Origin of the sequence: Acrocarpospora phusangensis, assembly GCF_016862995.1 — a bacterium.
Lineage (GTDB): Bacteria > Actinomycetota > Actinomycetes > Streptosporangiales > Streptosporangiaceae > Acrocarpospora > Acrocarpospora phusangensis.
Window position 1 is genome coordinate 52733 of record NZ_BOOA01000022.1, and the last position, 15051, is coordinate 67783.

The following is a 15051-nucleotide window of genomic DNA, read 5'->3' on the forward strand; positions in this document are numbered from 1 at the left end:
TTCCGATTCTTCCCGGATGGTTACTCATCAGTCACAACGCACCGCATACACGCATGTCTTTCATGTTTCGGCCACATGTCGGACCGGGCGGAATCGGCCCGGCTCTGGACACTGATTAGAATCTGTTCTAATTTGCCTCTCGGTTGGCCTGAATGGGAGCGAGCACAACAGCGAGCACAACCTGGAGCGCCGGTGGACTTCAATCTGGACGAAACACAGACCGAGATCCGCACCCTCGCGGCCGACCTGCTCGCCCGGGAGGCCACCCCCGACCGCCTGGAGGCGCGGGAGAAGAGCGGCCGTCCCTACGACGCCGACCTGTGGCAGGCGCTGGCCAAGGCGGGACTGCTCGGCATCTGCCTGCCGGAGTCGGCGGGCGGCGCGGGCTACGGCCCGGTCGAGCTGACGGTGATCCTGCGCGAGGCGGGAGCCCGGGTCGCGCCGGTGCCGCTGGCCGCCAGCCTGGTGGCCGGCCTGACCATCGCCCAGCACGGCACGGAGGAGCAGCGGACGGCTCTCGCCCCCCTGGCCGACGGCGAGACCGCCCTCACCTACGCGCTCCGGGAACCGGGCCGCGACCTGCGGGAACCCCCGGAAACCACGGCCACCGGCGACCGCCTCACCGGCCGCAAGACCCTCGTCTCGTACGCCCGCGAGTCCGCCGGCGTCCTGGTCTCCGCCACCGACGGCACGCAGACCCGCCTCTACCTCGTGGACCCGGCGGACGCGGAGATCACGGACATGCCGCTGGCCACCGGCGAGCCCGGCGCGGTGATCACCCTCGACGGCGCCCCCGGTCAGCCGGTGGGAGGTGCGGAAGCGTGCGACGCGCTCCGGCGCAACGCCCTCGTCGCGATCACCGCCACCGCCTCCGGGGTGCTCTCCGGCGCGCTCAAGCTGACCACCGAGTACATCAAGACCCGCCGCCAGTTCGACCGCGCCCTCGCCGAGTTCCAGGCGGTGACGGTGCAGATCGCCGACGTCTACATCGCCGGGCGCGCGCTCGACGTGGCCGTCTGGTCGGGCGCCTGGCGGCTCGCGCAGGGGCTGCCCGCCGACGAGGACCTGGCCATCGCGGCCCTGCACACCACCGACTCCGCGCTGCGCGCCCTCTACACCTGCCAGCACCTGCACGGCGGCATCGGCCTCGATGTCAGCTACCCGCTGCACCGCTACTTCGCCTGGGGCAAACACGCCGCCCACCAGCTCGGCGGCGTGGAGGCCCAGCTGGACCTGATCGGAGCCCTGGTCTGATGTTCATCGAACTCACCGCCCAGCAGCAGGCCCTGCGCGACGAACTCCGCGAATACTTCAGGACCTGCCTCACCGCCGAGGACCGCGCCGAGATCGCCAAGGATCCGTTCGGCGCGGCGTACATGGCGCACTGCCGCCGCCTCGGCCGGGACGGCATGCTCGGCATGGGCTGGCCCACCGAGTACGGCGGACGCGGCTACGGCCCCCTGGAGCAGCAGATCTTCGCCAACGAGATCGCCCGCGCCGAGGTGCCGTACCCGATCATCACGCTGCAGACGGTCGGCCCGACCCTGATGCAGTACGGCACGCCCGAGCAGAAGGACTTCTTCCTGCCGCGCATCCTCGCCGGAGAGTGCCATTTCGCCATCGGCTACAGCGAACCGGGCGCGGGCACCGACCTGGCGTCCCTGCGCACCACCGCGGTCAGGGACGGCGACCACTACGTCGTCAACGGGCAGAAGATCTTCACCTCGGGCGCACACTACGCGCAGTACATCTGGCTGGCCGTACGGACGGATCCGGGGGCGAAGAAGCACCGGGGCATCACGATGATGATCGCCTCCACCGACGACCCCGGGTACTCGTGGACGCCGATCGTCACCATGGACGGCCGCCACCACACCAACTCGACCTACTACTCCGACGTACGGGTGCCGGCGGGCATGGTGGTCGGGGAGGAGAACAAGGGCTGGGACCTGATCGTGAACCAGCTCAACCACGAACGGGTGACGCTGGGTCCCGCGGGCAACATCGCGCACACGTACCTGAGGTTCGAGCGGTGGGCGCGGAACTCGGGGGCGATCGAACAGCCGGCCGTACGCCGGGCGCTGGCCCAGATCTACGCATATTTCAGGACCAATGAGCTGCTGAACTGGCAGGTCGCGGCCAACATGGACCTCGGCTGGCTGGGCGCCCCCGACGCCTCCGCCACCAAGATCTACGGTTCGGAGCGCATGCAGGACGTGGGCCGGATCGTCGGCGAGACGCTCGCCCGGTTCGGCGACCCGGCCGACGAGGAGACCCGCGAGCTGATCGACCGCGTCGACCGCGGCGTCAAGGGCGGCATCGTGCTCACCTTCGGCGGCGGCGTCAACGAGGTCCAGCGCGAGCTGATCGCCATGCTCGGCCTGGGACTCCCGAGGCCGCCCCGATGACGGGCACGCAGGAGGCCGAGGGCCACGAGCGGGCCCTGCGCGAGCTGGCGGACAAGATCATCGCGCAGGGTGAAGGGCCGAGACTGCTCACGCCCAGCCCGGTCGACCGTACGATGATCAAGCACTGGGCCGAGGCGATGGGGGACGCCAACCCGCGTTACCAGGGGCCCGACGCGATCGCGCCGCCCGCCATGATCCAGGTCTGGAGCATGGACGGGCTGAAGCGCGGGGACCGCCCCCGCCTCCCCCTGGACGACATGTTCGAGGCGCTCGACGAGCGGGGTTTCACCGGCGTGGTCGCCACCAACTGCGAGCACACCTACCACCGCCACCTCGTCCCCGGCGAGCACCTCACCTCCACCACGAGGATGAGCGATCTGTCCGGCCTGAAGAAGACTGCGCTCGGTGACGGATATTTCGTGACCTGGAATGTCACGTGGTACGCACAGGACAAACCGGTCGCCGAAATGATCTTCAGGTTGCTTAAGTTCCGCCCCCGGGAGGAAAGATGCCCCTCCGAGGAGCGGAAGCCGTACCCCCTGAGACCCGCGGTGAACAGGGACACGGCCTTCTTCTGGGAGGGTGCCAGGAGCGGTGAGCTCCGGATCCAGAAGTGCGGCGACTGCGGCGAACTGCGGCATCCGCCGGGACCGGTCTGCCCGTCGTGCCGCTCCACCGAGCGCACGTACGCGGTGGCGGCCGGCACCGGCACGGTCTACAGCTACGTCGTGCACCACCACCCGCCCGTTCCGGGCCGCGAGACACCTTTCGCCGTCGCTGTTGTGGAACTTCCGGAAGGGGTACGGATCGTGGGGAACGTGGTCGACCGCGCGCCAGCGGAGGTGGAGATCGGCATGCCCGTCCGGGTGGTGTTCCAGGCGATGGACGACGAGCTGATCCTGCCCATGTGGACACCGGGGAGTCCTGATGCGAACGCTTGAGATGGCCGTCGGCACCACGCTTCCCGAGCTGGTCATCCCGCTCACCCCGACCATGATCATCTCGACCGCGCTGGCCACCCGCGACTTCACCCCGGTCCACCACGACACCGAGATCGCCCGCGCCCAGGGCTCGCAGGACATCTTCCTCAACATCCTGACGACGATGGGCCTGGTGGAGCGCTTCGTCACCGACTGGGCGGGGCCGGAGGCGCTGATCCGGGGCATCAACGTCAAACTCGGCGTCCCGGCGTACGCGGGGGACACCCTGACCTTCAGCGGCGCCGTCGCCGAGCGGGACGGCGACACCTGCGTGGTCGACGTGCGCGGCATGGTCTCCCTGGGCCCGCACGCGACCGGGACGGTCCGCTTCACCCTGTAGTTCGGTAGCCACTGAGAGGGTTTCCATGGCTGGCACGGCACTCGTCGGCATCGGCGCGACCGAGTTCTCCAAGAACTCCGGCAGGTCCGAGCTGCAACTGGCCGCCGAGGCGGTCTTCGCCGCCCTGGACGACGCCGGGCTCGCCCCCGCCGACGTGGACGGCCTGGTCACCTACACCCAGGACGCCAACCAGGAGATCGCGCTCGCCCGCGAGGTCGGCATCGGCGACCTGACCTACTTCTCCCGGGTGCACTACGGCGGCGGCGCGGCCTGCGGCACGGTCGCGCACGCCGCGATGGCCGTGGCCACCGGCGCGGCCGAGGTGGTCGTCTGCTACCGGGCCTTCAACGAACGCTCCGGCCAGCGGTTCGGGCAGCCGAACGCCGGGCTCGGCGGGGAGCCGTCCTCGCAGGGCCTGGAGATGAGCTGGCACGTGCCGTACGGGCTGATGACGCCGGCGGCGTGGGTGGCCATGTTCGCGCAGCGCTACATGCACCGGTACGGCGTCAAGTCCGAGGACTTCGGGCGGGTCGCGGTGGCCATGCGGCGGCACGCCGCGAACAATCCGGCGGCCTGGTTCTACCAGCGGCCGATCACCCTGGCCGACCACCAGGCGTCGAAGTGGATCGTGGAGCCGCTGCACCTGCTCGACTGCTGCCAGGAGAGCGACGGCGCCGTGGCCCTGGTGGTGACCTCGGCGGAACGCGCCCGCGACCTGCGCAGGACCCCCGCGATGATCAAAGCCGCCGCCCAGGGCGCCGGCGCGGGCCAGATGATGATGACCAGCTACTACCGCGACGACATGACCGGCCTAGCCGAGATGGGCGTGGTCGGCCGCAAATTGTGGGAAATTTCGGGTCTGTCGCCGTCGGATATGCAGGCGGCGATTCTCTACGATCACTTCACCCCGTTCGTCCTGACGCAGCTGGAGGAACTGGGGTTCTGCGCGCGCGGCGAGGCCAAGGACTTCATCCGCGACGGCGGCATCGAGATCGACGGCCACCTGCCCGTCAACCCGCACGGCGGCCAGCTCGGCGAGGCCTACATCCACGGCATGAACGGCATCGCCGAAGCCGTGCGCCAGATCCGGGGCACCTCGGTCAACCAGGTCCCCGGCGTGACGAACATCCTGGTCACCGCGGGCACGGGCGTGCCCACCAGCGGCCTGGTCCTCGGCGCCGCCGACTGAACGACCCCCTGATCGTCAGGGCGTCACCAGCGTCGGCACCGAGAAGAACACCAGCAGCGCGATGGCCAGGCAGATCGCGAACCCGACCAGCTCCCAGAGCCAGTCGTAGTGCCGGTCGGCCGGCTGCTTGGCCGGCTTGACCTTCCGCTTCCGCTCCGGCCTCTTCGGCCGCTCGTGCTCCATGCCCGCCTGTACGGCTCGCGCCAGCGCGCTGGGCGTGTCGTCCACCGTGGTCGTGCCGGTGGGGAGATCGTCGTCGTCCCGTACGGGCAGGGTGGCCTCGATGCGGATCGGCTCGACGAGGACCATCTCGTCCGGTTCCACCTGCTCGACTGTCCCGGGCTTCTCGGCCGGTTCCGCTTTCGCGGGCTTCTCGATCTTCTGACCGGCGACCTTCAGGTCGCCCTGCCGTTCGGGCTTGCGGATCGCGTCCCGGACGACCGGCCTTCTGCGGAGCGGCTGCGTGACGACCGCTTTCGGCTCTTCGACGACCGGCTCGGTGACCGGTTCGACGGCGGCCGCCACGGGCTGCTCGGGCTCGGGGTCGGCCTCCGTCGGGGTGAAGCCGTCGAACGGCTCCATCCTGTTGAAGGTCGCCAGCCCTTCCTCGACCAGCGCCTCCACCTGGTCCACCGGCCGGGCCGGCATCGACCCCGGCCGCCTGCGCCGCGGATAGGTGTCCGCCAGCACTCGCATGATGGAACCGCGCAGCCGCGGCATCGGCTCGGTCACCGCTTCGTGCCGCCGCCGCTGCGCTCCCGGCTGGATGGCGTCCTTCGGCTCCGTCAGCTCCTCGGCCTGCACCACGCAGGCGTTGCTGACCTCGTCCGGGTCCTTCAACGGCAGCGGCCACACCGGTGTGGTCGGCCACAGCTTCTTAGTGATGACTCCAGGGGGCTTGGCCGCCGACGGCTCCTCGAAAGGGAGCGAGGACAGCACGCGGTGGCGCACACTGTGGGCGGGCTGCCGCCAGGGCAGCCGCGCCAGCACGTCCTCGATCGGGGCGACGCCGATGGCGTCGTAGATCTCGGCCACGTCCGCCGGGACGAACGGAGCCTCGCGGGCGGCCGTGACGGCGGTCCCGAGGGTCTGCCCGAAACGGTTCCTGGCGCTGGTGGCCAGCTCGGTGGCGGTGTCGACGGCGACGTCGAGCACCCAGGAGAGCTCGTTGACGTTCAGCCCGCAGACCGCCGAGAGCAGCAGCACTTCGCGCTGGTGCGGCCGGATGTCCCGGAAGACGCGCTCGATCAGCGCGGTCGCGGGGTCGGCCACCGAGTCGACGGCGGGCAGGGCATAGCTGACGTCGCGGCGGTAGATCTCGCGGCGGGCGAGCGCGTACAGGGCGGCACGCTGCGGCTCGTTGCCGGGGACGCTGGTGAGCACGGCCACCAGGGCGTCGGCGGCGGAGGCGGTCTCACCGAGCTGATCGTGACAGTACGCGAACAGCCCGGCGGCGTGACGCTCGTAGAGCTCTGCGATCAGGTCGCTGCGCGTGCGATGACCGGTGAGCGGTTGTGTCACGGCCGGTACCTCTGGGGTTCCTGTGGACGGATCGTAGGAGCAATCATGCCAAGGCCGGGACCTTCGGCGCACTATATAGCGGTTCTTTTTGATTGGATATTTGGGACGGCATATGGATAGATCATTTAGAAGTTCCAATTCAGTTGCCGTACGCGACAGAACTGACAGCCTCCTCGTAGGCTGACCGAGGAGATCAGGTGCCGGGACCGGCCATACCAAGAGGTCACGAGTGATCACATTTGACGGTGTCACCAAGCGTTACGCGGACGGGACCGTGGCTGTGGACAACCTCAGCCTGGAGGCGGCGAGCGGGACGATCACCGTCTTCGTGGGGCCGTCCGGCTGCGGCAAGACGACCTCGCTGCGCATGATCAACCGGATGATCGACGCCACCCAGGGCCGCATCCTGCTGGACGGGCAGGACGTCAAGCAGATCGAGCCGTCCACGCTGCGCCGCGGCATCGGCTACGTGATCCAGCAGGCCGGGCTGTTCCCGCACCGGCGGATCGTGGACAACATCGCCACGGTGCCGTACCTGCTGGGCTGGGACCGGAAGAAGGCGCGGGCGCGGGCCATGGAGCTGCTCGAACGGGTCGGGCTCGACGCCAAGCTGGCCCGGCGGTACCCGTTCCAGCTGTCCGGCGGGCAGCAGCAGCGGGTGGGGGTGGCCAGGGCGCTGGCCGCCGATCCGCCGGTGCTGCTGATGGACGAGCCGTTCAGCGCCGTGGACCCGATCGTCCGGATGAGCCTGCAGGAGGAACTGCTGCGGCTCCAGTCCGAACTGCACAAGACCATCGTGTTCGTCACGCACGACATCGACGAGGCGGTCAAGCTGGGCGACACGGTCGCGGTGTTCCGGGTGGGCGGGCATCTGGCCCAGTTCAGCGACCCGGCCACGCTGCTGAGCGAGCCCGCCGACGACTTCGTGCGTGAGTTCCTCGGCCGCGACCGGGGCATCCGCCGGCTGTCGTTCATCCCGGCCGCCGGCGTCGAGCTCAGCCCGCCGCCGCCGGAGCTCGTGCTGGAGGACGGCAAGCCGGTGGGGTGGAAGTCGGACGACGGGCTCCAGCCGTACGGGAGTTTCAATCCGGGGACGGACTCGCTGCGGGCGGCGCTGGACGCGTCGCTGCTGTCGGCGAACGGGATCGCGGTCGCGGTGGACGGCGACGGCAAGGTGCTCGGGGTGCTCGCCAGGGAGGCGCTGGACGGGGCGATCTCGGGCGGGCCGGGGGCGGCCCGTGGATGAGCCGCTCGTCCGCTGGGACTGGATCGCCAGGAACTGGGACAACGGGAGCCCGCTGGCGATCAGGACCCTGCTGGAGAACCACGTCGTGATGGCGTTCGTACCGGTGGTCCTCGGCCTGGTCCTGGCGCTGCCGCTCGGCCTGGCCTGCGCCCGCTGGCGGCTGCTCTACCAGCCGGTCACCGGCGTGATGAACATCGTGTACGCGATGCCGTCGCTGGCCCTGTTCTCCATCCTGCTGTCGGTGACCGGCCTCACCCAGACCACCGTGATCATCCCGCTGACCCTGTTCTCGCTGGCCGTGCTGATCCCGGCCGTGGTGGACGGCATGACCTCGGTGCCCGACCACGTCCGGCAGTCGGCCACCGCGATGGGCTTCCGGCCGCTGCGGCGGCTGGTCCTCGTCGAGCTGCCGATCGCCACCCCGGTGGTCCTGGCCGGCGTACGGGTGGCCACCGTGGCCAGCATCAGCCTGGTCAGCGTGGGCGCCCTGATCGGCCAGGGCGGCCTGGGCGCGCTGTTCACCGACGGCTGGCAGCGCCAGTTCTACACCCCCATCGTGGTCGGCATCGCGCTCATCGTGCTGCTGGCCGTCTTCGCCGACCTGCTCCTGATCGCGCTGCAACGGCTGCTGACGCCGTGGTCGCGGGCGAGGAGGTCGGCGTGAACTGGCTGATCGACTTCTTCGGGAACCCGGACAACTGGTCGGGCCCGGACGGCATCCCGGTCCGGCTGCTCCAGCACGTCGAGTTCTCCGTGCTGGCCTTCCTGATCGCGGCGCTCATCGCGCTGCCGCTCGGGCTGTGGGTCGGGCACACCGGCCGGGGCGCGGTGCTGGTGGTCCTGTCGGCCAACGCCGCCCGCGCGCTGCCGACCCTGGGCCTGCTGGTGCTGGTCGTGCTGCTGATCGGGGTCGGCACGATCTGGCCGGTGCTCATCCCGCTGGTGGCGCTGGCGATCCCGCCCATCCTGGTCAACACGTACGAGGGTGTCCGGGGCGTGGACCGGGACCTGCGCGACGCCGCGTACGGCATGGGCCTGCGCGGGCGGCAGGTGCTGTTCCGGGCCCTGGTGCCGGTCGCGCTGCCGCTGATCCTGCTGGGGCTGCGGCTGGCCGCGATCCAGGTGGTGGCCACGGCCACGGTCGCCGCGTACGTGGGTCTGGGCGGGCTGGGGCGCTACATCATCGACGGTCTGGCCACGAAGGACTATCCGAGTGTCTTCGGGGGAGCGGTCCTGGTCGTGCTGCTGGCGCTGGCCGTGCAGTTCGGCTTCGCACTGCTCAACCGGGTGGTCGTCTCCCCGGGGGTGCGCCAGGTCCGGTAATGTCTCCTTTACCTCCCGATTGTGAAGGGATCCTTGATGAAACGCCTCATCCTCACCGCGGTCGCCGCGGTGTTCGCCTTGTCCGCGTGCGGGGGCGGATCCGACCCGCTCAGCCAGGCCACGCCGTCCGCGCCGCCGGCCAGCTCGGGAGGTTCCGCGCCCGCCGCCGTGACCGTCGGCTCGTTCGACTTCCCCGAGAGCGTGCTGCTGGCTTCCATCTACGCCCAGGCCCTGACGGCCAAGGGCGTGACCGTGACGGAGAAGCCCAACATCGGCAGCCGCGAGGTCGTCTACGACCAGATCAAGAGCGGCGGCCTGACCGTGCTGCCGGAGTACGTCGGCTCGCTGCTGGGCTTCGTGGACAAGAACGCCACCGCCAAGAGCACCGCTGACGTGGTGGCCGCGCTGAAGACCGCCCTCCCGCCCGAGCTGGAGATCCTCACCCCGTCGGCCGCCGAGGACAACAACTCCCTGACGGTCACCAAGGAGACCGCCACCAAGAACAGCCTCACCACCATCGAGGACCTGGCCAAGGTGTCGAAGGACTTCGTCGTGGGCGGCCCGCCGGAGTTCAAGGACCGCCAGGAGGAGAACTTCAAGACCGTGTACGGCCTGGAGTTCAAGGCCTGGGAGCCCACCGGCGCCACCACCGCCGACGCGATCAAGAGCGGCACCATCCAGGTCGGCAACGTCTTCACCACCGACCCCAAGATCATCCTCAACGACCTGGTCTCGCTCCAGGACAACAAGAGCGCGTTCGCGGCCGAGAACGTGACCCCGCTCGTGAACAAGGCCGGCGTGGACGACACCGTGCGCACCACGCTGGACGCGATCTCGGCCAAGCTCACCACCCAGGGCCTGCTCGACATGATGAAGCGGGTCGCGGTCGACAAGGACGACCCGCCGGTCGTCGCCAAGGACTGGCTGACCCAGAACGGCCTGGTCTAGCACTCCCCGGAACCCTGGCCCTCGCAGGTGAGGGCTAGGGTTCTCCGGTGAGCGAGTTCACCGAGGCGATGGCGCAACTGGCCGGCGGCGTGGCCGTGGTCACCGTCAAGGACGGCCGCGACGACGTCGGCAACACGGTCAGCACGCTGCTCTCGGTCTCCGCGCAGCCCCCGCTGATCCTGGTCAGCCTGACCTCCTCCAGCTACCTGGCCGAACTCCTGCTCCGCCAGGACCGCTGGGCGGCCACCCTGCTCGCCGACGGCCAGCAGGCCATCGCCTCCCGCTTCGCCACCCCCGGCCGCCCCGGCGCGCGGCTACTGCTCGCGGGCACCCCCCACCACCGGGGGGTCGCCTCCGAGGCGCTGCTCATCGACGGCGGCGTCGCCGCCCTTGAGGCCGAGACCACCCGGGTCGTCCCGGCCGGCGACCACACCCTCTTCCTGGCCGCCGTGCTCGCGGTCGACTACGTCGACGCCGCCAGGGCCCCCCTGGTCCGGCTGCGCTCCCGCTACCGCGCCGTCGGCTAGCCCGTGCGCCGACCGTACGGCCCAGACCGCGCCGAAGACGTTGGTGTAGTAGAGCGTGGAGATCAGCTGGATGGCCAGATCGGACGACACGATCAGCCGGTAGAGGGCGTCGGGGCCGACCAGCACCAGGGGCAGGAGACCCAGCACGACCAGGGTCGCCCAGCCGGGCCACAGCGCCCGCCAGGTCCAGCGGCCGTCCCGGTGCTGCGCGACGAGGATCAGGATCAGCCAGAGGGCGGGCGCCAGCCCGGCCGCGAGCGAGATCACCTCCGGCTCCAGCGGCGTGGGGACGCCGAACCAGCGCACGCCGATCAGCGCGCCCCTGGACAGCACGCCCAGCACGCCGATGATCGTCGTGATCCAGCGGTACGGGGTGGAGGAGCGGAGCACGCGGTGGAAGAGCACGACGACCACCGCGGTCACGGCCGTCTCCACTCCCGCAAGGAAGATCGAGAGCGTGATCGGCCGCACGATCGCGTACGCCAGCTGCACCGCGGCCAGGCAGTAGAGCGCCCGCCGCAGACCGTCCACGCCGCCGGTCAGCAGCGGCGAGGAGAGCTTCGGCACGGTCTTGGCCGGACCGCGCACGACGTGCCAGACGGCCCAGACGATCAGCAGGGCGGCGACCGCGTTGCGGATCACCCCGAGGTCCGGCGAGCGGCCGACCTCGCTCATGTAGAGATAGCCGCGGCTCATGGTGGCGGCGACGAGCATGAGGAAGCCGCCCGCGAGGATCAGGGCGAGGACTGCGTAACGGTATCGGGTCACGGCCGTTCCTCCCGAATGATCAAACGTCGCCCACTGTAGCCGGGTTCACCCGGCGGATCCCGGCCAGTGAAGTGAATCTTTCGGGCGCGGGGGGTGGGTGTGCGGAAGGTTCTGGGGCAGGGTAGGAGCGGCGGCGGGTAAGGCGAGGAGTTGAGGCAGCGTGAGCGACCAGACACGCAGGGAACTGGACCGGCTGGCGGGAGGTGCGCACCACGATCCGCATTCGATCCTCGGAGGGCACCTGACCGGTGACGGCATCGCCATCCGGGTGCTGCGGCCGTTCGCGGAGAAGGTCGAGTGCCTGGTCGACGGCTCCGCGTACGAGCTGCGGCATGTCGCCTTCGGCGTGTTCGAGGTGGTGCTGCCGGGGCTGGACAAGATCCCGGCGTACCGGATCCGGGTGACGTACGCGGGCGGCGAGCCGTACGAGTCGGGTGATCCGTACCGGCACTGGCCGACGCTGGGCGAGGTGGACCTGCACCTGATCGGGGAGGGGCGGCACGAGCGGCTCTGGGAGGTGCTCGGCGCGCGGGTCCTCGAACACGACGGCGAGCAGGGTACGGCTTTCGCCGTCTGGGCGCCCAACGCGCTCGGCGTGCGGGTGATCGGCGACTTCAACCACTGGAACGGCGGCGGCCACCCGATGCGCTCGCTGGGGCGGGCCGGGGTGTGGGAGCTGTTCGTCCCCGAGGTGGCGGCCGGCTCGACGTACAAGTTCGAGATCCTCGGGGTGGACGGGGTGTGGCGGGCCAAGGCCGACCCGATGGCCCGGCGTACGGAGATTCCCCCGCAGACCGCCTCGGTTGTCGACAGATCCGAATATGTCTGGCAGGACGAGGAGTGGCTGGCCGACCGGTCCGCCCGGGACGCGCTGGCCTCGCCGATGAGCACCTACGAGGTCCACCTCGGCTCGTGGCGGCCCGGCCTCTCCTACCGCGACCTCGCGGAACAACTCACCGCGTACGTCAAGGAGATGGGCTTCACCCACGTCGAGTTCATGCCGGTCGCGGAGCACCCGTTCGGCGGCTCCTGGGGTTACCAGGTGACCTCGTACTACGCCCCGACCTCCCGCTTCGGCAGTCCCGACGACTTCCGGTACCTGGTCGACACCCTGCACCAGGCCGGCGTCGGCGTGATCGTCGACTGGGTGCCCGCGCACTTCCCGATGGACGACTGGGCGCTGGCCCGCTTCGACGGCACACCCCTCTACGAGCACGCCGACCCCGAACGCGGCGAACACCCCGACTGGGGCACGTACGTCTTCGACTTCGGCCGCAACGAGGTGCGCAACTTCCTGGTCGCCAACGCGGTCTACTGGCTGCGCGAGTTCCACATCGACGGCCTGCGGGTGGACGCGGTGGCCTCCATGCTCTACCTGGACTACTCGCGCCGCGAGGGCGAGTGGAAGCCGAACATCTACGGCGGCAGGGAGAACCTGGACGCGATCGAGTTCCTCAAGGAGATGAACACGCTCGCCTACCGGGAGGCCCCCGGGATCGTGACGATCGCGGAGGAGTCCACCGCCTGGCCCGGGGTGTCCCGGCCGGTGCACCTCGGCGGGCTCGGCTTCGGCTTCAAGTGGAACATGGGCTGGATGCACGACACGCTCGCCTACCTCAAGCACGAGCCGGTGTTCCGCCAGTACCACCACCACCAGCTCACCTTCTCGCTGATGTACGCCTACTCGGAGAACTTCGTGCTACCGCTCTCGCACGACGAGGTGGTGCACCTGAAGGGCTCCCTGCTGGGCAAGATGCCCGGCGACGAATGGCAGCGGTTCGCGAACCTGCGCGCGCTCTACGCCTTCATGTGGGCGCACCCGGGCAAGCAGCTGCTGTTCATGGGCGGCGAGTTCGGCCAGGGCTCGGAATGGTCGGAATCGCGCGGCCTCGACTGGTGGGTGCTCGATTTCGACTTCCACCAGGGCGTGCAGCGCCTCGTCCGCGACCTGAACCGGGTGTACGCGGCGACGCCCGCCCTCTATTCGCAGGATTTCACCCCCGACGGATTCCGCTGGATCGACGCCGACGACGCCTCGGGCAATGTCTTCTCCTTCCTCAGGTACGGCGCGGACGGCTCGGCCCTGGCCTGTGTGGCCAACTTCTCCGGGGGACCGCACGAGGACTACCATCTCGGGCTGCCCCTGCCGGGACGCTGGGAAGAGGTCGTCAACACCGACGCGTACGAGTACGCGGGGAGCGGCATCGGCAACCTCGGCGAGGTCGTCGCGGAGGAGGATCCGCACCACGGGCTGCCGTACTCGGCGCACCTCCGGGTGCCGCCCCTGGGCGCCGTCTGGCTCCTGCACAAATCGGAAATTTCCGACATCTAATTAAATAAGCGAAATGAATGACCTTGGCGTTTGTTAGCGTGCATTAGGGTTCGACTGCACTCTTTCGGGGTGATGTCCGGGTTGGAAAGTATCTCGGCCGTATTTTCGGCGGGATATCGAATTCCACGAGTACCGGATATTTCCTGATAAGAGGAGTGCTACCTCATGCGAGGTCACGTCTACTTCCGGCGCGCGGGCGCCCTGACCGCGGTCGTCGCCGCCGGGATGATCATGAGCGTGGCGCCGGGCGCTCGGGCCGACAACGGGCCCGAGGCTCCGGTCCCCGGCGCGCCCGAGGTGATGCGTGGAGACCCCAGGGACGTCTCCAACTGGGGCACGGTCCTGGCCCTGCCCGGCTGCGTGCAGTCCGACGCCTGGATCGCCCGCCTCAAGGGCCTGGGCGGCGTCGTCAACACCACCCTGTTCCAGGCCCACTACCCCGAGTACGGCCAGGCCAGGAAGACCGCGGGCGGCAAGGGCCTGGTCGACCTGAAGATCCCCGACCCGACCCGGCTCACCTCGGGCCTCTCCTTCGGCCAGGGCAACGCCGTCTACGCCAAAGCCATCGGCAACGCGCTGCCCGGCAAGGAGATCAGCGCCGAGGACGTGGCGACCCCGTGCGCCGCGTACGCGGAGGCCGGTGGCGGGATGATCGACGTCGGCCTGCCGACCATCCCCGGTTTCAACTTCCTGACCTCGGCCGCGGGCGCCCTCGGCGGTCTCTTCAACACGATCAAGCCGCTCCGTCCGGCTTCGGCGCCGGCCTGGAGCGAACTGCGCGACTCCTCGCCGCTGCGGGTGCACGTCGAGGGCATCGCGGTGTCGGCCCGGTCCGTCCCCGGCAAGCCGGTCGAGTTCGCCGGCAACTTCGCGCACGGCTACGTCGCCAGCTTCGGCACCAAGGTCGTCGACATCCCGGCCAAGTGGCCCGCCAACTTCGGCGTGGAGGTCCCCACCCCGTTCGGCGCTCCGCTCGGCATCGTCACCACCAACGAGCAGGTCACCACCAACCCGAACGGCACCGGCACCCTCGCCCCCGGCCGTACGACCTACCAGTACAACCCGGTCGCGGCCAGCGGTTACATCAACGCCATCCACGTCAGCGTGCTCGGCACCAACGCCGCCGACCTCACCGTGGGCCACGCCGCCGTCCTGAACACCACCGCGGTCACCGGCACCACCACGACCGGCACCGGAACCGGCCTGCCGGTGTTGCTCCCGTGCGTTTCCTCGCCCGGCCGTGAGGCCGCCTGCCCCCTGAACCTCCTGGAGAAGGAGCAGAGGACACCGGCCGCCAAGGCCGCCGCTCCCGCGGTCTCCGCGCGGCTCAAGTAAACACGTCCCGGCCGAAGCGCTCCGGTGCTCGGCCCGGCCGCCTCAGTTCCATCTGACCGCGTCCCCGTGGCGCGTTGAATTCCTTCGCGTGGCGTCTCGGCCACGTTGTTCCTCAGGGAACCGATATCGGCGGG

13 protein-coding genes are annotated in these 15051 nt (G+C 69.8%); 12 read left to right on the forward strand and 1 reads right to left on the reverse strand.

Annotated features, from left to right (window positions below; translation table 11 throughout):
* Positions 1 to 192 precede the first annotated feature (192 nt).
* Genes Aph01nite_RS15445 through Aph01nite_RS15465 form a run of 5 tightly spaced genes read left to right on the forward strand, consistent with a single transcriptional unit; the run spans position 193 to position 4917 of the window.
* Complete coding sequence (locus Aph01nite_RS15445) at positions 193 to 1254, forward strand: acyl-CoA dehydrogenase family protein (RefSeq protein ID WP_204041563.1); 1062 nt, start codon at positions 193 to 195, stop codon at positions 1252 to 1254.
* Positions 1254 to 2408 (forward strand): acyl-CoA dehydrogenase family protein, encoded by a 1155-nt coding sequence (locus tag Aph01nite_RS15450; RefSeq protein WP_204041564.1) that lies wholly within the window; start codon positions 1254 to 1256, stop codon positions 2406 to 2408. Before Aph01nite_RS15445 ends, Aph01nite_RS15450 begins: the two co-directional genes overlap by 1 nt.
* On the forward strand, positions 2405 to 3349 hold the full coding sequence (locus Aph01nite_RS15455; RefSeq protein WP_204041565.1) for a bifunctional MaoC family dehydratase N-terminal/OB-fold nucleic acid binding domain-containing protein: 945 nt from the start codon (positions 2405 to 2407) through the stop codon (positions 3347 to 3349). The genes Aph01nite_RS15450 and Aph01nite_RS15455 overlap by 4 nt, the downstream gene beginning before the upstream one ends.
* Positions 3336 to 3728, forward strand: coding sequence for a MaoC/PaaZ C-terminal domain-containing protein (locus Aph01nite_RS15460; protein WP_239161719.1), 393 nt, complete (start codon positions 3336 to 3338; stop codon positions 3726 to 3728). Before Aph01nite_RS15455 ends, Aph01nite_RS15460 begins: the two co-directional genes overlap by 14 nt.
* A gap of 25 nt (positions 3729 to 3753) precedes the next feature.
* A complete protein-coding gene (locus tag Aph01nite_RS15465) occupies positions 3754 to 4917 on the forward strand; it encodes a lipid-transfer protein (protein WP_204041566.1) in 1164 nt (387 codons plus the stop codon).
* A 15-nt stretch (positions 4918 to 4932) separates the two neighbouring features.
* Here Aph01nite_RS15465 and Aph01nite_RS15470 read toward each other — a convergent pair whose 3' ends face one another.
* Positions 4933 to 6438 carry an RNA polymerase sigma factor gene (locus tag Aph01nite_RS15470; protein WP_204041567.1) on the reverse strand — a complete coding sequence of 502 codons (1506 nt, stop codon included), beginning with the start codon at positions 6436 to 6438 and terminating at the stop codon, positions 4933 to 4935.
* A 229-nt stretch (positions 6439 to 6667) separates the two neighbouring features.
* On the opposite strand from Aph01nite_RS15470, the gene Aph01nite_RS15475 reads away from it, so the two are divergent.
* From Aph01nite_RS15475 to Aph01nite_RS15505, 7 genes are all read left to right on the forward strand, one after another.
* Positions 6668 to 7684 carry an ABC transporter ATP-binding protein gene (locus Aph01nite_RS15475; RefSeq protein ID WP_204041568.1) on the forward strand — a complete coding sequence of 339 codons (1017 nt, stop codon included), beginning with the start codon at positions 6668 to 6670 and terminating at the stop codon, positions 7682 to 7684.
* Positions 7677 to 8348: an ABC transporter permease gene (locus Aph01nite_RS15480; protein ID WP_239161720.1), complete on the forward strand. Its 672-nt coding sequence runs from the start codon at positions 7677 to 7679 to the stop codon at positions 8346 to 8348. Before Aph01nite_RS15475 ends, Aph01nite_RS15480 begins: the two co-directional genes overlap by 8 nt.
* Positions 8345 to 9007, forward strand: a complete 663-nt coding sequence (locus Aph01nite_RS15485) for an ABC transporter permease (protein WP_204041569.1) — start codon at positions 8345 to 8347, stop codon at positions 9005 to 9007. Before Aph01nite_RS15480 ends, Aph01nite_RS15485 begins: the two co-directional genes overlap by 4 nt.
* Positions 9008 to 9043: 36 nt before the next feature.
* Positions 9044 to 9955 carry an ABC transporter substrate-binding protein gene (locus Aph01nite_RS15490; protein WP_204041570.1) on the forward strand — a complete coding sequence of 304 codons (912 nt, stop codon included), beginning with the start codon at positions 9044 to 9046 and terminating at the stop codon, positions 9953 to 9955.
* A 47-nt stretch (positions 9956 to 10002) separates the two neighbouring features.
* Complete coding sequence (locus Aph01nite_RS15495) at positions 10003 to 10482, forward strand: flavin reductase family protein (protein WP_239161721.1); 480 nt, start codon at positions 10003 to 10005, stop codon at positions 10480 to 10482.
* Positions 10483 to 11410: 928 nt separating this feature from the next.
* Entirely contained in the window at positions 11411 to 13582 is a 2172-nt protein-coding gene (gene glgB / locus Aph01nite_RS15500) for a 1,4-alpha-glucan branching protein GlgB (protein WP_204041571.1), read from the forward strand.
* 165 nt (positions 13583 to 13747) lie between these two features.
* On the forward strand, positions 13748 to 14917 hold the full coding sequence (locus tag Aph01nite_RS15505; protein ID WP_204041572.1) for a hypothetical protein: 1170 nt from the start codon (positions 13748 to 13750) through the stop codon (positions 14915 to 14917).
* The last annotated feature ends 134 nt before the right edge of the window (positions 14918 to 15051 follow it).